This is a genomic window from Nonomuraea sp. AD125B, assembly GCF_041402765.1.
In the GTDB taxonomy this organism is placed as follows: domain Bacteria; phylum Actinomycetota; class Actinomycetes; order Streptosporangiales; family Streptosporangiaceae; genus Nonomuraea; species Nonomuraea bangladeshensis.
Genome location: NZ_JBGLOU010000004.1, coordinates 406,937 through 427,525 on the forward strand (window position 1 = coordinate 406,937; position 20,589 = coordinate 427,525).

The 20,589-nt window shown below is 70.9% G+C and carries 19 protein-coding genes and 2 riboswitches; of the genes, 13 read left to right on the forward strand and 6 right to left on the reverse strand.

All coding sequences use genetic code 11. From position 1 onward, the window contains the following. Positions 1 to 47: 47 nt before the first annotated feature. Positions 48 to 1,193 (reverse strand): NADH-quinone oxidoreductase subunit D, encoded by a 1,146-nt coding sequence (locus ACBR40_RS13875; protein WP_344213593.1) that lies wholly within the window; start codon positions 1,191 to 1,193, stop codon positions 48 to 50. A 138-nt stretch (positions 1,194 to 1,331) separates the two neighbouring features. On the opposite strand from ACBR40_RS13875, the gene ACBR40_RS13880 reads away from it, so the two are divergent. Further along, positions 1,332 to 2,039 (forward strand): DoxX family protein, encoded by a 708-nt coding sequence (locus ACBR40_RS13880; protein ID WP_371248913.1) that lies wholly within the window; start codon positions 1,332 to 1,334, stop codon positions 2,037 to 2,039. Positions 2,040 to 2,062: 23 nt separating this feature from the next. Here ACBR40_RS13880 and ACBR40_RS13885 read toward each other — a convergent pair whose 3' ends face one another. Next, on the reverse strand, positions 2,063 to 3,355 hold the full coding sequence (locus tag ACBR40_RS13885; protein ID WP_371248914.1) for an aminotransferase class V-fold PLP-dependent enzyme: 1,293 nt from the start codon (positions 3,353 to 3,355) through the stop codon (positions 2,063 to 2,065). Between the two features lie 43 nt (positions 3,356 to 3,398). Next, a riboswitch (SAM riboswitch) is annotated at positions 3,399 to 3,514 on the reverse strand. Between the two features lie 114 nt (positions 3,515 to 3,628). Here ACBR40_RS13885 and ACBR40_RS13890 point away from each other — a divergent pair. Then, positions 3,629 to 4,396, forward strand: a complete 768-nt coding sequence (locus ACBR40_RS13890) for a TerC family protein (RefSeq protein ID WP_371248915.1) — start codon at positions 3,629 to 3,631, stop codon at positions 4,394 to 4,396. Beyond that, entirely contained in the window at positions 4,396 to 5,592 is a 1,197-nt protein-coding gene (locus ACBR40_RS13895; RefSeq protein WP_371248916.1) for a cytochrome P450, read from the forward strand. The genes ACBR40_RS13890 and ACBR40_RS13895 overlap by 1 nt, the downstream gene beginning before the upstream one ends. 15 nt (positions 5,593 to 5,607) lie before the next feature. Here the strand turns inward: ACBR40_RS13895 and ACBR40_RS13900 are convergent, their stop codons facing one another. After that, the gene (locus ACBR40_RS13900; RefSeq protein WP_344213585.1) at positions 5,608 to 6,570 is read right to left on the reverse strand and encodes an SAM-dependent methyltransferase; all 963 of its coding nucleotides are present in this window, start codon (positions 6,568 to 6,570) and stop codon (positions 5,608 to 5,610) included. A gap of 198 nt (positions 6,571 to 6,768) precedes the next feature. On the opposite strand from ACBR40_RS13900, the gene ACBR40_RS13905 reads away from it, so the two are divergent. The 5 genes from ACBR40_RS13905 (at position 6,769) to ACBR40_RS13925 (ending at position 12,485) form a co-directional block, all read left to right on the forward strand. Next, on the forward strand, positions 6,769 to 6,996 hold the full coding sequence (locus ACBR40_RS13905; RefSeq protein ID WP_371248917.1) for a chaplin family protein: 228 nt from the start codon (positions 6,769 to 6,771) through the stop codon (positions 6,994 to 6,996). Positions 6,997 to 7,308: 312 nt separating this feature from the next. Beyond that, positions 7,309 to 8,199 (forward strand): DUF2520 domain-containing protein, encoded by an 891-nt coding sequence (locus tag ACBR40_RS13910; protein ID WP_344213583.1) that lies wholly within the window; start codon positions 7,309 to 7,311, stop codon positions 8,197 to 8,199. Between the two features lie 55 nt (positions 8,200 to 8,254). Beyond that, complete coding sequence (gene panC, locus ACBR40_RS13915) at positions 8,255 to 9,091, forward strand: pantoate--beta-alanine ligase (protein ID WP_371248918.1); 837 nt, start codon at positions 8,255 to 8,257, stop codon at positions 9,089 to 9,091. Between the two features lie 79 nt (positions 9,092 to 9,170). Continuing rightward, on the forward strand, positions 9,171 to 11,699 hold the full coding sequence (locus ACBR40_RS13920; protein WP_371248919.1) for an L-aspartate oxidase: 2,529 nt from the start codon (positions 9,171 to 9,173) through the stop codon (positions 11,697 to 11,699). A gap of 3 nt (positions 11,700 to 11,702) precedes the next feature. After that, on the forward strand, positions 11,703 to 12,485 hold the full coding sequence (locus ACBR40_RS13925; RefSeq protein ID WP_371248920.1) for a type III pantothenate kinase: 783 nt from the start codon (positions 11,703 to 11,705) through the stop codon (positions 12,483 to 12,485). Positions 12,486 to 12,587: 102 nt separating this feature from the next. Here the strand turns inward: ACBR40_RS13925 and ACBR40_RS13930 are convergent, their stop codons facing one another. Then, positions 12,588 to 13,067, reverse strand: a complete 480-nt coding sequence (locus ACBR40_RS13930) for a hypothetical protein (RefSeq protein WP_371248921.1) — start codon at positions 13,065 to 13,067, stop codon at positions 12,588 to 12,590. A gap of 146 nt (positions 13,068 to 13,213) precedes the next feature. Here ACBR40_RS13930 and lysX point away from each other — a divergent pair, with 146 nt between their 5' ends. Beyond that, positions 13,214 to 14,695 carry a bifunctional lysylphosphatidylglycerol synthetase/lysine--tRNA ligase LysX gene (lysX, locus tag ACBR40_RS13935; protein WP_344213575.1) on the forward strand — a complete coding sequence of 494 codons (1,482 nt, stop codon included), beginning with the start codon at positions 13,214 to 13,216 and terminating at the stop codon, positions 14,693 to 14,695. On the opposite strand, the gene ACBR40_RS13940 is transcribed toward lysX, so the two are convergent. Next, positions 14,689 to 15,681, reverse strand: coding sequence for a cytochrome P450 (locus ACBR40_RS13940; RefSeq protein WP_371248922.1), 993 nt, complete (start codon positions 15,679 to 15,681; stop codon positions 14,689 to 14,691). The genes lysX and ACBR40_RS13940 overlap by 7 nt on opposite strands. A gap of 469 nt (positions 15,682 to 16,150) precedes the next feature. Between ACBR40_RS13940 and ACBR40_RS13945 the strand changes: the two genes are divergently transcribed. Next, entirely contained in the window at positions 16,151 to 16,363 is a 213-nt protein-coding gene (locus ACBR40_RS13945) for a LuxR C-terminal-related transcriptional regulator (RefSeq protein ID WP_091081333.1), read from the forward strand. A 37-nt stretch (positions 16,364 to 16,400) separates the two neighbouring features. Here the strand turns inward: ACBR40_RS13945 and ACBR40_RS13950 are convergent, their stop codons facing one another. After that, entirely contained in the window at positions 16,401 to 17,342 is a 942-nt protein-coding gene (locus tag ACBR40_RS13950) for an NlpC/P60 family protein (protein ID WP_371248923.1), read from the reverse strand. 107 nt (positions 17,343 to 17,449) lie between these two features. Next, a riboswitch (cyclic di-AMP (ydaO/yuaA leader) is annotated at positions 17,450 to 17,600 on the reverse strand. A gap of 276 nt (positions 17,601 to 17,876) precedes the next feature. On the opposite strand from ACBR40_RS13950, the gene ACBR40_RS13955 reads away from it, so the two are divergent. From ACBR40_RS13955 to ACBR40_RS13965, 3 genes are all read left to right on the forward strand, one after another. Then, positions 17,877 to 18,446, forward strand: coding sequence for an amino-acid N-acetyltransferase (locus ACBR40_RS13955; RefSeq protein WP_344213568.1), 570 nt, complete (start codon positions 17,877 to 17,879; stop codon positions 18,444 to 18,446). An 85-nt stretch (positions 18,447 to 18,531) separates the two neighbouring features. After that, positions 18,532 to 19,920: an RDD family protein gene (locus ACBR40_RS13960; RefSeq protein WP_371248924.1), complete on the forward strand. Its 1,389-nt coding sequence runs from the start codon at positions 18,532 to 18,534 to the stop codon at positions 19,918 to 19,920. Positions 19,921 to 20,046: 126 nt separating this feature from the next. After that, positions 20,047 to 20,535 carry an RDD family protein gene (locus ACBR40_RS13965; RefSeq protein ID WP_344213564.1) on the forward strand — a complete coding sequence of 163 codons (489 nt, stop codon included), beginning with the start codon at positions 20,047 to 20,049 and terminating at the stop codon, positions 20,533 to 20,535. Positions 20,536 to 20,589: the final 54 nt, after the last annotated feature.

Genomic DNA, 20,589 nt, shown 5'->3' on the forward strand with positions numbered 1-20,589 from the left:
CCGGCGCCGGGCGCGCGCCGGGCGTCGGCCCGTCCCGGCTTTGAGCGCTATTTGTCGATGTCCCCCACGACGAAGAACATCGAGCCGAGGATGGCGACCATGTCGGCCACGAGGTGTCCTGGCAGCATCTCGCGCAGCACCTGGACGTTGTTGTACGAGGCCGAGCGCAGCTTGAGCCGCCACGGCGTCTTGTCGCCCTTGGAGACCAGGTAGTAGCCGTTGATGCCGAGCGGGTTCTCGGTCCACGCGTACGTGTGCCCCTCCGGCACCTTCAGCACCTTCGGCAGCCGCTGGTTGATCGGCCCGGGTGGCAGCGAGCGCAGCCGTTCGACGCACATGTCGGCCAGGTCGAGCGAGACCTTGACCTGCTCGAACAGGACCTCGAAGCGGGCCTGGCAGTCGCCGGCGTCGCGGGTGACGACCTTGACGGGCAGCTCGGGGTAGGCGAGGTAGGGGTCGTCGCGGCGCAGGTCGAGGTCGACGCCGGAGGCGCGGGCGATGGGGCCGCTGACGCCGTACTGCATGACCTGCTCGCGGGTCAGCACGCCGACGCCCTTGGTGCGGGCGACGAAGATGTCGTTGTGCAGGATGAGGTCCTCGATGACCGGCACCCGGCGGCGGGTCTCGGCGACGGCCTCCGACACCCGGTCCAGCCAGCCCAGCGGCAGGTCCTCCTTGAGCCCGCCGACCCGGTTGAACATGTAGTGCATGCGTCCGCCGGAGATCTCCTCCATGACGGCCTGGATGCGCTCGCGCTCGTTGAAGGAGTAGAAGATCGGCGTCATCGCGCCCAGCTCCAGCGGGTAGGAGCCGAGGAACATGAGGTGGCTCAGCACCCGGTTGAGCTCGGCCAGCAGGGTGCGCGCCCACACGGCCCGCACCGGCGGCTCCATGCCGAGGAGGCGTTCGGCGGCGAGCACCACGCCCAGCTCGTTGGCGAACCCGGCGAGCCAGTCGTGCCGGTTGGCCAGCATGATGATCTGGCGGTAGTCGCGGACCTCGAACAGCTTCTCCGCGCCCCGGTGCATGTAGCCGATGATCGGCTCGGCGGTGGCGATGCGCTCGCCGTCGAGCGTGAGCCGGAGGCGGAGGACGCCGTGCGTCGAGGGGTGCTGGGGGCCGATGTTGAGGATCATGTCCTCGGTGGCCAGCTCCTTCGCGCCCGCGCCCATCCCGACCACACGTTCCGTCATACGGCCATGCTCCCACCGTCCCTGGAGGTGAGCCAGCGCGGGGCACGGTCGTTGGTCAAGGATCGGTACGGATTCACCGCACCTGCGGGGACTTGGGGTGGTCGTGGGGAGAAGACGGGAGACGGGGGGAGAAGCACCATGAAGAGAGTTGTGTTCGATGTGGCGGCCCTGATCGCCCGGGTGGTCACCGGTGTGATCTTCGTGGCGCACGGCTTGCAGAAGTGGCAGGGCGGTCTCGGCGCGACGACGCAGATGTTCGGCGGGATGGGGATCCCGCTGCCCGGCGCGGCCGCCGGCTTCGCCACCGTGGTCGAGACCGTCGGCGGCGTCTTCCTCATTCTCGGGCTGCTGGTGCGGCCGGTGGCGTTGCTGCTGCTGATCGACATGATCGGCGCGATCGTCTTCGTGCACGGGAACAGGGGCGTCCTGGTGGGCGAGGGCGGATGGGAGCTGGCGGGCGCGCTCGGCGCGCTGTGCCTGCTGTTCCTGGCGCTCGGCGGCGGCCGGATCGGGCTGGACGGGCTGTTCGGCGCGATCTTCCGGCGCCGCGCGCGGCAGCGGGTCGCCGAGGACGAGCTGATCGAGCACCGGCGCGGCCCGGCCATGGGTCCGGGCCCGTCCAACGTCAACGTCAGGCCCGGCGGCGCGGAGGGCGCCTACCAGCCGGGCGCCGGAGGGCCGATGACGCCCGCGGAGCCGGGGATGCCCGCCGAGCGGCCGGAGGCCCCCCGGCAGCCGGCCGCGCCGCGCACCCACGCGGGCGGGCTCGACGACGCGGACATGCGCGACATCGACGCCCTGGTCTCCGAGGACCAGCCGGAGCACCGCAAGCCGCCGAACCGCTGACCGGGCGCCCGGGTCGCCCGCGGTCAGCGGGAGACGATGGCGCGCAGAGCCTCGATGAGCCGGTCCACGTGCTCCTGCGTGGTCCCGATGCCGATGGAGGCCCGTACGGCCGAGGCCGTGCCGTCCTCGCACCCGCCGTCGGCCGTGCCCAGCAGGTGCCGGACGAACGGGTGCGCGCAGAACTTGCCGTCGCGCACCCCGATGCCGTACTCGCCGGACAGCGCCTCGGCCACCTCCCGCGCCGTGTGCCCGTCCACGGTGAACGACACGATGCCCACGCGCGGGTGGTCGTCACCCCACAGGGCCAGCTCGCGTACGCCCTCGATGGTGGCGAGCCCGGCGCGCAGCCGCGCGAGCAGCCTCTCCTCCTCGCGCACCAGCGCGGTCCAGCCGGTGGCGCTGAGCGCGTCGCAGGCCGCGGCGAGCGCGATCGCGCCGAGCACGTTGGGGGTGCCCGCCTCGTGGCGCGGCTCGGGGTCCTCGTGCCACTCGGCCTCCTCGCCCACCGCGCGCACCGCGCCGCCGCCCTTCAGGTACGGCTCCCCGCCCGCCAGCCAGTCCCCGCGTCCCACCAGCGCCCCCGCGCCGAACGGCGCGTACAGCTTGTGCCCGGAGAAGGCCACGTAGTCGAGGTCCAGGGCGGTCAGGTTGAGCCGCCGGTGCGGCACGAGCTGCGCGGCGTCCACCAGGATGCGCGCCCCGTGGCGGTGCGCTATGTGCGCCAGCGCGGCGATCGGCCACAGCTCGCCGGTGACGTTGGAGGCGGCGGTGACGACGAGCAGCTTGGGCCCGTCGATGGCGGCCAGTGCCTCGTCGGCGGCCCGTACGGCCTCGCCGGGGAAGGCGGGCGGGGCCAGCCGGACGGCCTCGCCCCAGGGCAGGAGCGAGGCGTGGTGCTCGGTGTCGAAGACCACGACGGTGGTGCCGGCGGGCAGGCAGCGGGCCAGCAGGTTGGTGGCGTCGGTGGTGTTGCGGGTGAAGATCACGGCGTCGGAGGGGCGGGCGCCGACGAACGCCCGTACGGTGTGGCGGGCCTGCTCGTACCTGGCGGTGGTGAGCTGGGAGGCGTAGCCGGCGCCGCGGTGGACGCTGGAGTAGGCCGGGAGCGCGGCGGCGACGGCGGCGCTGACCGGCTCGAGACAGGGCGCGCTGGCGGCGTAGTCGAGGTTGGCGTACCGGACGAGCCGGCCGCCCTTGACCGGCACCTCCAGGTCGGCCCCGACCACGGCGGGGATGGGCCGGTCGCTCTCCGGCGCGGCGGCGGCGGGGGCCTCGGCGGGGGCGGCGGCGTCGTTGAAGATCGTCAGCGTGGGCACAGCACTGCTCCTCGGGTCATCGGACCCCAGGAAACGGCCTCGGAGCCCGCGCTTGCCCGCCACACCTCGTGACGGACCAGGTCTTCACCCGGGGCACCCCGCCGCGGACGCGAGGGTTGCCGGCCAGCTAGCCGGGGCTTGTCGCTGGCACTCATGACCTACGCCCGCACTATAACCGACACCCCGCGGCCGGACGCAAGCCCGTGAACTTATGCGGCGGGTAATGCGTTGTGCCCGAAAAGTTCTCGGCCCGCGTGTCACGGAGGTATGCAGATGTTGGAATGGGCCGCCGATCCCCAAATCTGGATCGGCTTCTTCACCCTCGTCACCCTGGAGATCGTCCTGGGGATCGACAACATCATCTTCATCTCCATCCTGGCCGGGAAGCTGCCGCCCGAGCAGCGCGACAGGGCCCGGGTGCTCGGCCTGGCCGCGGCCCTGGTCAGCCGGCTGCTCCTGCTGCTCGGCCTGTCGTGGGTGGTGCAGCTCACCGAGCCGCTGTTCACGGTGCTCGGGCACGAGATCTCGGGACGCGACCTCATCCTGCTGCTGGGAGGGCTCTTCCTGCTCGGCAAGAGCGTCACCGAGATCGGTCACACCATGGACGGCCCGGCGGGCAAGGACGGCAAGAACGCCGCCGCCGTCTCGTTCACGTCGGTGATCGTGCAGATCATGGTCCTGGACGTGGTCTTCTCGCTGGACTCGGTCATCACCGCGGTCGGCATGGTGGACGAGCTCGGCGTGATGATCGCGGCGGTCGTGGTGGCGGTGCTGGTGATGTTGTTCGCCTCGGGGCCGATCAGCCGCTTCGTGGACCAGCACCCGAGCGTCAAGATGCTGGCGCTGGCGTTCCTGGTGCTGATCGGCGTGGTGCTCGTGGCCGAGGGGCTGGACCAGCACATCCCGAAGGGCTACATCTACTTTGCTATGGCGTTCTCGGTGGTCGTGGAGCTGCTGAACATCCGGGTGCGCAGCAAGAACGCCAGGCAGCGGCAGGTGGAGGCTGCCGAGCAGGAGGGGGAGCCTCCTAAGATGCAATAGTGCACTTTGACCCCTGGAATCCGGATTTCGTAGCCCATCCGTACCCGGTCTACGACGAGCTGCGGCGCGAGCGGCCCGTCTGCTACTACGAGCCCACGAACCAGTGGCTCGTCTCCCGCCACGCGGACGTCAACGCCCTGCTGAGGGACCGCCGCCTGGGCCGGTCGTACCTGCACGTGGCCACGCACGAGGAGTTCGGCAGGCCGCGGGAGCCGGAGTTCCAGGAGTCGTTCTGGCGGGTGATCAGGGCGGGCATGCTGGACGTCGAGCCGCCGGTGCACACGAGGCTGCGTCGGCTGGTGTCGAAGGCGTTCACGCCGCGCATGGTCGAGTCCCTGCGGCCGCGCGTGCGGGCCATCGCGGGCGGCCTCGCGGACGCGTTCGTGGCGAAGGGAGGGGGCGACCTGCTCGCCGAGGTCGCCGAGCCGCTGCCGGTCACGGTGATCGCGGAGATGCTCGGCATCCCCGAGGCCGACCGCCACCTGCTGCGCCCCTGGTCGGCCGACATCTGCGGCATGTACGAGCTCAACCCGGCCGTCGAGGCGCAGCACACCGCCGTCCGCGCGGCCACGGAGTTCGCCGCCTACCTCAGGGACCTGGCCCGCGCCCGCCGCGCCGCCCCCGGCGACGACCTGATCAGCGCGCTCGCCCAGATCCCCGAGCTGACCGAGGACGAGCTGATCGGCACCTGCGTGCTGCTGCTCAACGCCGGCCACGAGGCCACCGTGAACGTCACCGGCAACGGCTGGTGGTCGCTGTTCAGGAACCCGGAGGAGCTGGCCCGGCTGCGCGCCGACCGTTCGCTGCTGCCCACCGCCGTCGAGGAGCTGCTGCGCTGGGACACGCCGCTGCAGATGTTCGAGCGGTGGGTGCTGGAGGACATCGAGGTCCACGGGGTGGAGATCCCGCGCGGGGCCGAGGTGGCGCTGCTGTTCGGCTCGGCCAACCGGGACCCGGCCGTGTTCGAGGACCCGGACCGGCTGGACGTGGGCCGGGCCGACAACCCGCACATCTCCTTCGGCGCCGGCATCCACTTCTGCCTGGGGGCGCCGCTGGCCCGCATCGAGCTGATCGAGTCGTTCGGGGCGCTGCTGGACCGTACGGCGAGCCTGGAGCTGCGCGAGGAGCCCTCGTGGAAGCCCGGCTACGTCATCCGCGGCCTGGAGGCACTCCACCTCACCGCCACCCCCGCCTGAGCGCCGTCAGCGCCGTCAGCGGCGCTGGTCGAGCCAGCCGAAGCCGCCGAGCCCGGACGGGTCGATGAGCTCGCCCTCCTCCGACGCCCGGGCCAGCGCCCGCAGGTAGCCGCGCGGATCCCGGTGCGCCAGCTCGACCGGCGGCCGGGCGCCGGTCAGCCCCAGGGAGCGCAGCGCCGCGCGCTGTGTGGACAAGGTTGTGGATATCGCGCCCGCCCGGCGGCCCGCCTCGGCGCACGCGTCGAGCGCCACGTGCGCGGTGATGTCGCAGGTGCCGTCGGGTATGGGGCTGACGACCGCCCCGTCCCGATAGCCGGTCAGCGTGCCGCAGGGGGGACGGTTGTCCACAGGGTGTGCATAATCGACGGCGATCGCCCGGCCCCTGGTGAGGCGGGTGACGACGGCCGCCCACGCCTCGTCGCGCGGCCGGCCGATCTCGGCTCGCGCCCCCACCCGGGGCAGCGGCCACCACCGTTCCAGCCACTCCCGGTCGGCCGGCCGCAGGGGTCCGCCGATCCGCTCCTCGCCCGTGTGGACGTCCACCATGACCAGCCGCGGCCCGCCGGCGGTCTGCTCGACGACGTCCACTGGCACGTTGTCGAGCCATTCGTTGGCGATGGCGAGGCCCTGGATGGAGTCGGGCAGCCCGCCGCGCCACTCGATCCGCTCGGGCAGACCCTCGGGCCGGGACGACAGATCGACCGCCGTGACCCGCAGCCGCTCGCTCAGGCCGGGCTCGGCGGCGGCCAGCACACGGGTGACCAGCGTGCCCTCACCGGCCCCGATGTCCACCAGGTCGAGCGCGTCGGGCTTGCCCAGCTCGGCGTCCACCTCGCGGAGCAGCGCGAGCACCGCCTCGGCGAACGCCGCCGAGGCGCTGACGGACGTGCGGAAGTGGCCCGAGGGGCGCTCGCGGAGGTAGAAGCCCGCCTCGCCGTACAGCGCTCGCTGGGTCGCCGCGCGCCAGGTCAGCCACATGTCATGGACTATCTCACGACCGGCCGACGGCACGCTTGGTCATCATGTGACTACTCATTGTCGTGTGCTTGCGCTATTGTTTACGTTCTGTCGCCAGACGGTCGCGTTGCGCCAACCCCCAGTGGCGACTGCGGCGGCCGTTCCCGGCACAAGCCAACGTCCGCGGCCCCAGTGCCGCGCTGTCAAGAAGGAGCACACATGCTGAAGAAGACCCTGGTCCTGGTCGGTGCCGCCGCGGCTCTCGCGCTGGGCGCGCCGGCCGCCCACGCCGACATCACCAGCGGCAACGGCAGCATCCTCGGTGGCAACCAGATCCGCGTCCCGATCAGCGCGCCGATCAACGTCTGCGGCAACACCGTCGCGGTCATCGGCCTCGGCATCGCCGGCTGCAAGGGCGGGGCCTACTCCCACCAGACGAGCCGCTGACGAAGCGGGGAGCCCGGACCGGCGCGGTCCGGTCCGGGCTCGGACTCCCGGCCGGGCAGTCGGCGGTCGCGCCGGCCAGGCGCACCTCCAAGAGGTCACACCCCGCGGGCGTCGGGTCCACTGCGGACTCGGCGCCCGCTGCTATGCGGTGAACCCCTCTCCTCATCTCTTCCGACAGGGGGTGCACTATTTGTCTGCCCTTGTCGCTTTTGCCAATAACTCAACCTCCAGCAAAGCACCAGTCACATTCCCTGGACGGAGAGGCCGTTACGCTGGGCGGCAGTGCCATCCGGTCGACAGGGGTGAGACGTCATGGAGGCAGGAGATCGCCCGGCGCGGCTCAGCGTGGGCGTGCTCGGGGCGGGCAAGGTCGGCTCGGCCCTCGGGGCCGCGTTGCGGCAGGCAGGCCACCGCGTCGTCGCCGCCAGCGGCTTGTCCGACAACTCCCAGCGCTGGGCGGCCGAGCGGCTCGGCGTGACGCCGTCGCGGCCCGACGAGGTGGTGAACGCGGCCCAGCTCATCCTGCTGACCGTGCCCGACGACGCGCTGCCCGACCTCGTGGGCGGCCTCGCCGCCACCGGCGCCGACCTGCAGGGCAAGCTGGTCGTGCACACCAGCGGCGCGTACGGGCTGTCGGTGCTCGACCCGGCCGCCGAGCGCGGCGCGCTGCCGCTCGCGCTGCATCCCGTGATGACGTTCACCGGCCGCGACGACGACCTCAACAAGCTCACCGGCATCTCCTACGGCGTCACCGCCCCCGACGCGCTGCGCCCGATCGCCGAGGCCCTGGTGATCGAGATGGGCGGCGAGCCGGTCTGGATCGCCGACGCCGACCGCGCGCTCTACCACGCGGCCCTGGCCGGAGCCGCCAACCACATGGTCACCCTCATCGCCGAGTCCTCCGACCTGCTCGGGCGCATCGGCGTCGAGCATCCTGGCCGGATGCTGGGACCGCTGCTCGGCGCCGCGCTCGACAACGTCCTGCGGCTCGGCATCGCCGGCCTCACCGGCCCGGTCGTACGCGGCGACGCCGGCACCGTGCGCAAGCACGTCGACGCGCTCATCCTGGCCGCCCCCGAGGCGGCCGACGCCTACATCGCGCTGGCCAGGCTCACGGCCGACCGCGCGCTCGCCGCCGGGCTGCTCAAACCGGAGGAGGCGGAGCGGCTGCTCGACGCGCTGGGCGGCAATATATGGACCTGACCGTGCGAGGAAGCGCCGCCGCGAAGCGGAGGCCATGAACGCGAGGGGCCGCCCGATGGACTTGATCGTCGCCAGGAACAGGGAAGACCTGGTCAAGGCGCGTGGCGGTGGCGAGGTGGCGCTGGTGCCGACCATGGGCGCGCTGCACGAGGGCCACCGCTCGCTCATGCGGCTCGCCCGGTCGCGGGCCGACCAGGTGGTGGTCAGCGTCTTCGTCAACCCGCTGCAGTTCGGGCCCAACGAGGATTTCTCCCGCTATCCCCGTACGTTCGAGGCGGACCTGGAGGTGTGCCGGGCCGAGGGCGTGGACGTGGTCTTCCACCCGTCGGCCGAGGACATGTACCGCCCCGACCGCCAGGTGAGCCTCCTGGCCGGCCGGATGGGCGAGATCGTGGAGGGCGAGTCCCGCCCCGGGCACTTCGACGGGGTGCTGACGGTGGTGCTCAAGCTGTTCAACCTCGTCCAGCCGAGCGTGGCGGTCTTCGGCCAGAAGGACGCCCAGCAGCTCGCCCTGATCCGCCGCATGGTCGCCGACCTGGACGTGCCGGTCGAGATCGTCGGCGCGCCCACCGTACGCGAGCACGACGGCCTGGCCCTGTCCAGCCGCAACCGCTACCTGTCCGAGGACGACCGGCAGGTGGCGCTGGCGCTCTCCCGCGCCCTGCGCGCCGGCGAGGCCGAGCGGCGGCCCGGCGCGATCCGTGAGGCCGCCCGCGCGGTCCTCGCCGCCGCCGGCCCCCGGCTCGACCTGGACTACGTGGTGCTGGTCGATCCCGCGACGTTCACCGAGGTGGGCGAGGAGCACGCGGGCGAGGCCGTGCTCGCCGTCGCGGCCAGGATCGGCGCCACCCGGCTGATCGACAACGTCGTCCTGACGGTGGATCCGGCCTGAGCCTGACCCCTGGGCATGCACGCGCTCCCGGAGGCGTTATCGTCATGTTGACGAAATCGCCCGAGTGGAGGAGAGCCCAATGAGCGCACCGGCGATTCCCCTGCGGCTGACCGCTCCCGCGCCCGGCTGGAGCGCCGAGGCCGACCTGGTCGTCGTGGGCTCCGGCATCGCGGGCCTGACCGTGGCCCTGCGCTACACGGAGCTGGAGCCCGAGGCCAAGGTCCTGGTCGTCACCAAGGACGTGCTGTCCTCGGGCTCGACGCGCTGGGCGCAGGGCGGCATCGCGGCCGTGCTCGACCCCCGCGACACGCCCGAGGAGCACCTGAACGACACGCTCATCGCCGGCGTCGGGCTGTGCGACGTACGTGCGGTGCGGACGCTGGTCACCGAGGGCCCCGGCGCGCTGCGCCGGCTGATCGAGCGGGGCGCCCGCTTCGACCGCACCCCGGACGGCGAGCTCCAGCTCACCCGCGAGGGCGGCCACCGCCGCAGCCGCATCGTGCACGCGGGCGGCGACGCGACCGGCGCCGAGGTGCAGCGGGCGCTCATCGAGGCGGTACGCGCCCGCCCCTCCATCGAGGTCATCGAGCACGCCCTGGTGCTCGACCTGCTCAAGGACGCCCACGGCCGGGCCAGGGGCGTCACCCTCCACGTGATGGGCGAGGGCGCTCGCGACGGCGTCGGCGCGGTGCTCGCGCGGGCCGTCGTGCTCGCCACCGGCGGCATGGGCCAGGTGTACGCGGCCACCACCAACCCCGTGGTCTCCACCGGCGACGGCGTCGCGCTGGCGCTGCGGGCCGGGGCGGTGGTGCGCGACCTGGAGTTCGTGCAGTTCCACCCCACCGTGCTCTGGCTCGGCGCGGACTCGACCGGCCAGCAGCCGCTGATCTCGGAGGCGGTGCGGGGCGAGGGGGCGTACCTCACCGACCACGAGGGCAACCGCTTCATGGCCGACGCGCACGAGCTGGCCGACCTGGCCCCGCGCGACGTCGTGGCCAAGGGGATCATGCGGACGATGCGCGCGACCGGCCGCGACCACGTCTTCCTCGACGGCCGCCACTTCGGCCGGCGCAAGTGGGAGACCCGGTTCCCCACCATCTACGCGGTCTGCCGTGAGCACGGCATCGACCCGGTGACCCAGCCGATCCCCGTGGCCCCGGCCGCCCACTACGCCAGCGGCGGCGTACGGACCGACCTGCGCGGCCGTACCTCGATCGACGGCCTCTACGCCTGCGGCGAGGTGGCCTGCACCGGCGTGCACGGCGCCAACCGGCTGGCCTCCAACTCGCTGCTGGAGGGCCTGGTGTTCGCCGAGCGCATCGCCGAGGACGTGCACGCGGCCCGCCCGGCCCCCGGCGACCCGGTGCCGGCCGAGGGAGAGTCCGGGCTGGTGGATCCGCGCGTCCGGGCCCGGATCCAGGCGCACATGAGCAGGGGCGCGGGCGTGCTGCGCAGCCGCGAGTCGCTGCGCGCCACCGCCAAAGCGCTGCTCGACGCCCGCTGGACGCCGGTCGCGGTGCCGCCGTGCACCGAGTCCTGGGAGGCGGCGAACCTGCTCACCGTCGCCACCGTGCTCACCGGCGCGGCGGCGGCCCGGCTGGAGACCCGTGGCTCACACTGGCGCGAGGATCATGAGACGCGCGACGACAACGAATGGCTGGGCCACCTCGACGTGACCCTGACGGAGGAGGGCCTTCGCATGACGTACACGCCGCACGAGGACACGATGCCGGCCCGGCTGGCGCAGGAGCTGTCGGCCGCCGGGCTCGACCCGGCCGAGGTGGACGCGCTCATCGCCCGTGCGCTGGAGGAGGACCTGTGGGAGGCCGGTGACGTGACGAGCCTCGCCACCATCCCCGCCGACCAGCGCTCGTCGGGCGACGTGGTGGCGCGCAAGGACGGCGTCGTGGCGGGACTGGCGGTGGCGGAGGCGGTGTTCGTCCGGCTGGGGGCGGACCGGACCGAGCGCCGGGCCAAGGACGGCGAGCGGGTCCGGGTGGGCGACGTGCTGCTCACCGTCGAGGGGCCCACGCGCGCGCTGCTGACCGCCGAGCGCACGGCGCTCAACCTGCTCACGCACCTGTCCGGGGTGGCGACGCTCACCGGCAGGTGGGTCGAGGCGATCAAGGGCACCGGGGCCCGCGTCCGCGACAGCCGCAAGACGCTGCCCGGCCTGCGCGCGCTGGAGAAGTACGCCGTACGCTGCGGCGGCGGCGTCAACCACCGCATGTCGCTGTCGGACGCCGCGCTGATCAAGGACAACCACGTGGTGGCGGCCGGCGGCGTGGCCGAGGCGTTCCGGGCGGTCCGCGAGCGCCACCCCGACCTGCCCATCGAGGTGGAGATCGACCGGCTCGACCAGCTCCAGCCGGTGCTCGACGAGGGCGCGCGGGAGGTGCTGCTGGACAACTTCACGGTGGAGGACACAGAGCGTGCCGTACAACTCGTGAAAAAGCAGGCGAAAAACAGGGTTGCCCTTGAGGCGAGCGGGGGATTGACCTTGGAATCGGCCCGTGCTGTGGCCGAAACTGGCGTTGACTACCTGGCGGTAGGGGCGTTGACGCACTCGGCGCCGGCCCTGGACATCGCACTGGATCTACGGGGGTAATTGATGCTGCTCACGATCGACGTCGGCAACACGCACACGGTGCTCGGGCTCTTCGAGGGCGAGGACGTCATCGAGCACTGGCGGCTGGCCACCGACGCCCGCCGCACCGCCGACGAGATCGCGGTCGTCCTGCAAGGGCTGCTGGCGCAGTCGCCGCTGCTCAAGGGCGCCGACGTCGACGGCATCGCCATCTGCTCGACGGTCCCGAGCGTGCTCAACGAGATGCGGGAGATGTGCCGCCGCTACTACGGCGACGTCACGGCGGTGATCGTGGAGCCGGGCATCCGCACCGGCGTGCCGGTCCGCATGGACAACCCCAAGGAGGTCGGCAGCGACCGCATCGTCAACGCACTCGCCGCCATCGACCAGTACGGCGGCCCCTGCGTGATCGTCGACTTCGGCACCGCCACGTCCTTCGACGCGGTCTCGGCCAAGGGCGAGTACATCGGGGCGGTCACCGCGCCCAGCATCGAGATCTCGGTGGACGCCCTCGCCTCCGCCGGCGCGCAACTGCACAAGGTGGAGCTGGTCAGGCCGCGCTCGGTGATCGCCAAGAACACCGTCGAGGCCCTGCAGGCCGGCATCATCTACGGCTTCGCCGGCCAGGTGGACGGCATCGTCGAGCGCATGACGGCCGAGCTGGCCGACGACCCCGACGAGGTCACGGTCGTCGCCACCGGCGGGCACGCCGGGCTGGTGGTCGGCGAGTCGCGCTCGATCGACGTGCACGAGCCGTGGCTCACGCTCATCGGCCTGCGCCTGATCTACCACCGCAACGCGGGCTGACACAGGAGCAGGCGGCCCCCCGCTCGGATAAGGGGCCGCCCGCGGTCTTCGGGTGCTCGGTCGTCATGGCGCCAGGGTGCTCGGATGCGAGCTCAGGCGTCACTACTCGTTCTCGTTGGTGTAGATGTAGTCCCAGCGGCCGCACTTGGTGGGGAACTTGCTGTTGAGGCCGATCTGGCAGACCTGCACGCGCAGGGTCTGGACGTCGTTCTCCTCGAAGTGGAAGCGCTGGAAGCTGGGGTAGCCGCAGTACTTCCGCCAGAAGACCGGCGACCAGTCGCCGTCGAAGTCCTCGGCCTGGAAGCGCACGTACGCGCACTTGCCGCCCTCGTCGTAGCTGCGGTTGTCGCGGTCCCAGAGCTTGCCGCGCACGTGGACCTCGTTCGACTCGCCGTCGTCGTCCCAGTTGACCGTGACGCTGCCCTCGGCCTTGGCCTGGAAGTGCTTGGCGTAGACCGGGCCCCAGTGCGAGGAGTAGTCGTCGGCGTGGGGCGCGGAGGCGAAGGCGGCGGTGGGCATCGACAGGGCGACTGCGGTGGTGGCGGCGGCGGCGAGGGTGCCGATCGCGAGCTTCTTGAACATTTCTCTCTCCTGGAGCTCCCCTGGGCCGGCTCCCTGCCGGCCTCCCCCTGAGCTCGTGAGTCATTGATAAAAGAGCCCTCTTGCAGGCACCCTGCAACGGGCCGACGAGCCCTTGCAGTTCGCCATATCCCCTACGCTTTAGTGCTGTGAGCGAAGAACTTCCCGAGCAGATGCGGATCCGGAGGGAGAAGCTCGACCGCCTTCGCAGTGAGGGCGTCGATCCTTACCCGGTGAATTTCCCCCGTACGGCGACCAACGCCGAGGTCAGGGAGAAATACCAGGGCCTTGAGCCCGACACCGCCACCGGCGAGAGCGTGTCGGTGGCCGGTCGCGTCATGCTCAGCCGCGTCGGCGGGAAGCTCTGCTTCGCCACCCTCCGCGACGGCGAGGCCGACCTGCAGGTCATGATCTCCCTCGACCGGGTGGGCGAGGAGTCGCTGGCCCGCTGGAAGCGCGACGTCGACCTCGGCGACCACGTCGGCATCACCGGCGAGGTCATCACCTCGCGGCGCGGCGAGCTGTCCGTGCTCGCCGACGACTGGCAGATCACCGCCAAGTGCCTGCGCCCGCTGCCGGAGAAGCACGTCGGCCTCACCGACCCCGAGGCCCGCGTACGCCAGCGCTACGTCGACCTCATCGTCAACGACGAGGCCAGGAAGATGGCCCGCGTCCGCAGCGCCACCGTGCGCGCCGTGCGCGAGTTCTGGCACGAGGAGGGCTACCTCGAGGTCGAGACGCCGATGTTGCAGCCGATCCACGGCGGCGCGGCGGCCCGGCCCTTCCGCACCCACATCAACGCCTACGACATGGAGCTCTATCTGCGCATCGCGATCGAGCTCTATCTCAAGCGGCTCGTGGTCGGCGGCGTCGAGAAGGTCTTCGAGATCAACCGCAACTTCCGCAACGAGGGCGCCGACTCGACGCACAACCCCGAGTTCACCATGCTCGAGGCGTACGGCACCTACCTCGACTATCACGACATCGCCGACCTGACGCAGCGGATGTACCAGAAGGCCGTCGTGGCCGCCCTGGACACCACGGTCGTGGTGCACGACGGCGTCGAGATCGACCTCGGCATGGCCGAATGGCCCCGGGCGACGCTCTACGGCCTGGTCTCCGAGGCCGTCGGCGAGGAGATCACCACCTCCACCACGCTGGAGGAGCTACGCAAGATCGCCGACCGGCGCGAGGTCCACTGGGACCCGAAGTGGGGCTCGGGCAAGCTCGTGCAGGAGCTGTTCGAGGCGCTGGTGGAGCACACGCTGGTGCAGCCGACGTTCGTCATGGACTATCCGCTGGAGACCTCGCCGCTGGCCCGCCTCCACCGCGACAACCCGCTGCTCACCGAGAAGTGGGACCTCATCGGCTTCGGCACCGAGCTGGGCACCGGCTACTCCGAGCTCAACGACCCGATCGACCAGCGGCACCGGCTGGTCGAGCAGTCGCTGCTCGCCGCCGGCGGCGACCCCGAGGCGATGCAGCTCGACGAGGACTTCCTGGCGGCCCTCGAGTACGGCATGCCGCCCACGGGCGGCATGGGCGCGGGCATCGATCGGATGATTATGGCGTTCACCGGCAAGAACATCCGCGAGACGATCCTGTTCCCGCTGGTGAAGCCCACTCACTGACGATTGAGCCGCACGGGGAGCCGCGCGAGCCCCCGCAGCACCAGGTTCGGCTTGTACGGCGGCGCGGGATCGAGCAGCTCCATCCGTGGCGCCGCGGCGGCCAGGGCGGAGAGCGCGATCTCGCCCTCCATCCTGGCCAGCGTCGCCCCGAGACAGAAGTGGATGCCGAGCCCGAAGGCGAGATGCCGCCCCGGCTCACGAGCGCCATCCGAGCGGGTGGCGTCGGATCGGCCGGGGCCGGATCGGCCGGGGTCCGATCGGGTGGGGTCGGATCGGCCGGGGTCGAAGTGGTCGGGGTCGGGGAAGATCGCGGGGTCGCGATTGGCCGCGCCGATCAGCGCGACCACGGCCGTCCCCGCGGGCACCGGCGTCCCGCCGAGCTCCGCGTCGCGCAGCGCCACCCGTCCGGTGAGCTGGACCGGCGGGTCGTAGCGCAGCACCTCCTCGACGACCTGTCGCGGCCGCTCGGCGGCGTACGCGAGCAGGCCGTGCCGGACCAGGGCGAGCACCCCGTTGGCGATGAGGTTGACGGTCGTCTCGTGCCCGGCCACGAGCAGCAGCACGCAGGTGGCCAGCAGCTCGCCCTCGGTCAGCTCCTCGACCCGGGTGAGCGCGCTCAGCAGGTCGTCGCCGGGCTGCCGGCGCCGGAGCTCCAGGAGGTCGCGGAAGTAGTCGCGGAACTCTCTTCCTGACCGCCCGCTCTCCGATATCAGCTCCGCTGTAAGCATCGGGTCAAGGCTGCGGGCGGCCGTCTCGCTCCAGCCCTGGAAGCGCTCGTGATCTTCCGGCGGCACCCCCAGCATCTCGCAGATCACCCTGACCGGCAGCGGGTACGCGAAGCCGGAAACCAGGTCGCCCTCCTCGGGCAGCGCCGCGATCAGCCCGGCGGTGACGGCCTCGACGCGCGGGCGCAGCCGTTCGACCATGCGGGGCGTGAACGCCCTGCTGACCAGACCGCGTAACCGGGTGTGATCGGGCGGATCCATACGCAGAAATGACTCGACAGGCTGACCTGGATTGACGCGGTTGATGGGACTGGGGCCGTGACCGAAACGCGGATCGCGGAGCATGGCACCGCACAATTCGTGATCGGTCAGGACGAACAGCCCCGCCGGCGTACGGAAGATCGGCCCGCGTTCGCGCAGCGCGTGGTAGCGCGCATAGGGATCAGCCAGAAATCCGGGGTCCGCGGGATCAAAACCCAGAAGGTCCGCCGAACCCGAAGGGGAGGGAGATGAGCCTCCGGACTGATCAACGAGATCGGTCATCGCGCGTCCAGCATCCGGTCGGCATATGGCGAGTAGGTCACATATACGCGATCATGTCAATAGCGCTCGTCAAGGGCGGGATTTATCACGCTTGACGACCTTTCAGAGATGCGTTTACCTTCTGCGAGACGAGCGGCTTTGGCCCGTTGTGAGGTCCAAATTCTGCTGTTGGGGGGGAGGGCTCCCGATGGAAGTGCTCACTGAAGGCGTTGAGCTGAGCCACGCGGATCTGGCTTTACTCGGCGAGCTGGCCAAGGGCGTCACTGTGGATCGAGTGGGGAGACGTCTGGACATCAGCGGACGCACGGTGCGCCGAAGACTGCGCGGCATCTGCGACCGCATCGGTGTGGCCACGGCCATCGAGGCCGTGGCCTGGGCGGCACGCCGCCATCTCATCTGAAGGGACGCTTGAGCAAAGGTCACCGGGTCATGCCGGCTCAGTCTGCGATGCGCACCGCGCCCGCGAAGGGCCGGTTGCCGAGCGCGGCCACCCGTACGACGTCGCCGGTGCGCGGGGCGTGCACCATCATGCCCCCGCCGATGTAGATGCCGACGTGGTGCAGGTCGCTGTAGAAGAAGACCAGGTCGCCGGGGCGCATCTCCTCACGGGAGATGTGCCGGCCCGCGGTCCACTGGTCGCCGGTGTAGTGCGGCAGCGAGATGCCGACGCGCCTGAAGGCGGCCATGACCAGGCCGGAGCAGTCGTAGGAGCTGGGGCCTCCCGCGCCCCACACGTACGGCTTGAGCTGCTGCGTGAGCGCCCACCTGGCGGCCGCGGCGGCCTTGCCGGTGCCGGGGATCGGCAGGTTGACGCGTACGGCGCGGGTGCCGGGCTGCCCGGCCTCGCCGAGGGCGCGGCGGAAGAGGCTGCTCTCCGTCTTGGCCACGAGGGCGGTGATCTTGTCGCGCTTGGCGTCGAGGTCGGCCACGATCCCGCGCAGCTCCTCCATGCGGGTCTTGGCGCCGGCCTCGGCGCGGGTGGCCGCGTCCATGGCCTTGAGCAGCTGGTTGACCTCTTCGCTCTGCTGCGTCTCCAGCGCGTGCGTGGTCGCGGCCCGGTCGAGGAACTCTTCAGGATCGTCGGACTGCATGAAGGTGAGCGAGCGGTTGAGCCCGCCGGTGATGTAGGCGTTCTGGGCGAGCATGACGGCCTTCGCGCGCTTGGCGGCGAGGTCGGCCTGGCTGTCGGCCAAGGTCTTCTGGGCGGAGTCGGCGGCCTTCTTGGCGGTTTTGTACTTCTCCCGCTGGCCGTTGTACTGCTCCGTGAGCGTCTCGATCTCGACGTGCATCTTCTCGACCCGCTCCGACAGCTCCTTGAGCGAGGGCTTGGGCTCCGCGGACGCCGGGGCGATGGGGGCCGCCAGTAACGCGCCGGCCATCAGGGCCGCCGCTCCGAGGCGGAACGGTCGCCGGAACCGCTCCCGACGGGGGGCGCTCCCGCCCGCCGTCCTCTCGTCCCCACGCGTGCGCGTGCGCTTCACCAACCGACTCCCTTCCTCGACGCCTACCGGGTTAGCTGACGGGTTCGGGCCGGAGGAGCCCTACCGAACGTTTCGGATTCACCCCAGTGATGGCGTGCGGCGGGCGCCATCGGCGGGTCCCCGGCTTCCCTTGCGGGAATTGGGCGTGTCTCCCGCGCGCGACACGCGGGGAACGTCGTCGCTGGACACTAATGCACTCCCGGTTCCTGCTCAACCAGAACTGCTTGATCTGTTGAGGTTTCACAACCGAAGGGTCACAAGGTGATCTCGTGATCAAGCGTACACGAGAGACTTTATGTCCTTTTTGCCCTTGGTTTTGCCTGACGTCGGCGAACGTCGGACCTGCGCCTGGACAGTCGTACCGGACCCCGGGTACGGGGCGGTTGAGGGAGTTAGGTCCGAGCCGTAATGACATCTGTACTCTGGAGAGCCATGGAGCAGGTGGCCGAGCTGACAGCGCCCGAGACCGCGGTGGTGGTCCGGCGTGCCCGCACGCCCGACGTCCGCGGCATCAGGCGCCTGGTCGACACCTACGCGGGCGCGGGTCCCCGGCTCCTGGAGAAGACCACGGTGACGCTGTACGAGGACGTACAGGAGTTCTGGGTGGCCGATCTCGGCGGGCGGGTCGCCGGCTGCGGCGCCCTGCACGTCCTGTGGGAGGATCTCGCCGAGGTCCGCACGGTCGCCGTCGATCCGGAGTGCCGGGGCATGGGCATCGGCCACCGGATCGTGGAGGCCCTCATACAGCAGGCTAAGGATCTGGGTCTGCGGCGCGTATTCTGTCTCACTTTCGAGATCGAATTCTTCGCCCGGCACGGGTTCCGGCCCATCCAGGGGACACCGGTCTCACCGGAGGTCTACGCCGAACTTCTGGCCTCGTACGACGAGGGTGTGGCCGAGTTCCTCGACCTGGAGCACGTCAAGCCGAACACCCTGGGCAACACCCGCATGCTGCTCCATCTGACATCGGGTGACGCGGACCTTGACCAATTGGAAAGGTGATTGTTGATACCTATGTCGATACGTTGGGCAGCACAGGCATGTGCCCTGACACGTGCCACATGCGCACGCGAAGCGAGGTGACACGGTGAGCACCGGACAGCCGCCGTATCCGCAAGACGAATCCGGCGAGAACTCCGCGCCTGGCAATCCCCCCTACGGCCAGCAGCACCAGGGCCGTCACCCCGGCGAGCCCGACCCCGACGCCACCGTGGTCGGCTACCGCACGGACGACGCCTTCGGCCAGTCCTCCTACAACCAGCAGCAGCCCGGCTACGGCCAGCAGCCTCAATACGGCCAGCAGCCGCAGTCCCAGCCCGACTACGGCCAGCAGCAGGGCTACGGGCAGCAGCCCCAGTACGGCGGCCAGCAGGGCTACGGCCAGCAACCGCAGTACGGCCAGCAGCAGGGCTACGGCCAGCAGCCCCAGTACGGTCAGCAGCCGCAGTCCCAGCCTGACTACGGTCAGCAGGGCTACGGCCAGCAGGGCCAGTCCCAGCCGGGCTACGGCCAGCAGGGTCAGTCCCAGCCGGGTTACGGCCAGCAGCCCCAGTACGGCCAGCAGCCGCAGTCACAGCCCGGCTACGGCCAGCAGCCCTCCTCGGGCCAGTACGGCACCCAGCCGGGCTACGGCCAGCAACCGCAGTACGGCCAGCAGCCGCAGTCCCAGCCCGACTACGGCCAGGGCTACGGCCAGCAGCCGCAGTCCCAGCCCGACTACGGTCAGCAGCAGGGCTACGGCCAGCAGGCCCAGTACGGTCAGCAGCCGCAGTCCCAGCCTGACTACGGTCAGCAGGGTTACGGCCAGCAGGGCCAGTCCCAGCCGGGCTACGGCCAGCAGTACGGCGACCAGCAGTACGGTCAGCAGGGCTACGGCCAGCAGCAAGGCTACGGACAGCAGGGCTACGGCCAGCAGCAGGGCTATGGCCAGCCCGGCTACGGCCAGCCGGTCGGCGTCCAGCCGCCCGGCGCGCCCGCCCCGCTCGCCGAGTGGTGGCAGCGCCTGGTGGCCAGGTTGATCGACGGCGTCATCCTGTTCGTCATCAACTTCGTCGTGGGCCTGATCCTCGGCATCTTCTTCGTGGCGAGCTACAGCTCGCTCGACGGCACCAGCAGCGGCATCGGCACGTCGTTCCTCGCCAGCATCCTGGCGGCGCTCGTCGCGGCGGCCCTCTGGGTGGCTTACGACTTCTTCCTGCTGAAGATGAGCGGCCAGACCGTCGGCAAGATGGTGATGGGCATCAAGGTCGTCCTCGTCGGCCAGCCGATGCCTGCCAAGGGCCTGCCGAACGACGCCGCGCTCAAGCGGGCCGGCGTCACGTGGGGCTGGTGGGTGTTCAACGCCATCCCGCTGCTCGGCTGGGTGCTCGCCTACGCGGGCGTGGGAGTCAACGGCGCATCCCAGCTCTGGGACAAGCCGTTGCAGCAGACGTTCGCCGACAAGGTCGCGCGTACGGTGGTCGTGAAGATCAAGTAGTCCGCGCGGGACGCGAACCTGGGGGCCGGCTTACCGCCGGCCCCTATGTTTTGCCCGCCGGGCCGTACCAGAATGGGGACACCCGCACACCCCATTCGGGGCCGCCGACGACGCGAGGTGGAGGTTATGACCGGGACCGCGCCGCGAGCGGACACGCTGCCGGCGGAATGGTGGGAACGCCTCGGCGCCCGGCTGATTGAAGGGCTCGTCTTCGGGGTCTTCTATTACATTCTGTTCATCGCGCTCTGGGGCGTCTTCCGGACTGTCGGGTTGTTGGAGCTGTTCGACGGCAGGTTGCCCGGTGTGGGCGCCTCCCTGGTCGCCGGAGCCGGTTATACCGGCTACGACTGGTGGGCCCATTCCCGCGGGGGCCGGACGTTCGGCAAGGCGATCATGCGGATTCGCCTGTCCCCCGAGGCGCCGGCGTCCAGGGCCGCGCTGAAACGGGCCCTGGTCTATCCAGGGGCGCTCATGCTGATCGGCATTCCGGTGGTCAATCTCCTGGCCGGAATGCTGCTGTTCGCGGTGGGGCTGCTGATCCTGATGGACAAGCCGCTGGAGCGCGGCCCGCACGACCGGCTGGCCGGAACGCGTGTGGTAAAAGATCTTCGCTGAGCCTTCCACACCTGGGCGGATGCCTTTCGCAAAATTTCCGCTTGATCCGGTAAG

Excerpts from the sequence above, each read along its gene's own strand:
- ACBR40_RS13920 (WP_371248919.1), top strand. The coding sequence starts at position 9,171 with ATGAGCGCACCGGCGATTCCCCTGCGGCTGACCGCTCCCGCGCCCGGC.
- ACBR40_RS13890 (WP_371248915.1), top strand. The coding sequence starts at position 3,629 with ATGTTGGAATGGGCCGCCGATCCCCAAATCTGGATCGGCTTCTTCACC.
- ACBR40_RS13925 (WP_371248920.1), top strand. The coding sequence starts at position 11,703 with ATGCTGCTCACGATCGACGTCGGCAACACGCACACGGTGCTCGGGCTC.
- ACBR40_RS13930 (WP_371248921.1), bottom strand. The coding sequence starts at position 13,067 with ATGTTCAAGAAGCTCGCGATCGGCACCCTCGCCGCCGCCGCCACCACC.
- ACBR40_RS13875 (WP_344213593.1), bottom strand. The coding sequence starts at position 1,193 with ATGACGGAACGTGTGGTCGGGATGGGCGCGGGCGCGAAGGAGCTGGCC.
- ACBR40_RS13950 (WP_371248923.1), bottom strand. The coding sequence starts at position 17,342 with ATGGCCGGCGCGTTACTGGCGGCCCCCATCGCCCCGGCGTCCGCGGAG.
- ACBR40_RS13940 (WP_371248922.1), bottom strand. The coding sequence starts at position 15,681 with ATGGATCCGCCCGATCACACCCGGTTACGCGGTCTGGTCAGCAGGGCG.
- ACBR40_RS13880 (WP_371248913.1), top strand. The coding sequence starts at position 1,332 with ATGAAGAGAGTTGTGTTCGATGTGGCGGCCCTGATCGCCCGGGTGGTC.
- ACBR40_RS13910 (WP_344213583.1), top strand. The coding sequence starts at position 7,309 with ATGGAGGCAGGAGATCGCCCGGCGCGGCTCAGCGTGGGCGTGCTCGGG.
- panC (WP_371248918.1), top strand. The coding sequence starts at position 8,255 with ATGGACTTGATCGTCGCCAGGAACAGGGAAGACCTGGTCAAGGCGCGT.
- ACBR40_RS13905 (WP_371248917.1), top strand. The coding sequence starts at position 6,769 with ATGCTGAAGAAGACCCTGGTCCTGGTCGGTGCCGCCGCGGCTCTCGCG.
- ACBR40_RS13955 (WP_344213568.1), top strand. The coding sequence starts at position 17,877 with ATGGAGCAGGTGGCCGAGCTGACAGCGCCCGAGACCGCGGTGGTGGTC.
- ACBR40_RS13900 (WP_344213585.1), bottom strand. The coding sequence starts at position 6,570 with ATGTGGCTGACCTGGCGCGCGGCGACCCAGCGAGCGCTGTACGGCGAG.
- ACBR40_RS13965 (WP_344213564.1), top strand. The coding sequence starts at position 20,047 with ATGACCGGGACCGCGCCGCGAGCGGACACGCTGCCGGCGGAATGGTGG.
- ACBR40_RS13945 (WP_091081333.1), top strand. The coding sequence starts at position 16,151 with ATGGAAGTGCTCACTGAAGGCGTTGAGCTGAGCCACGCGGATCTGGCT.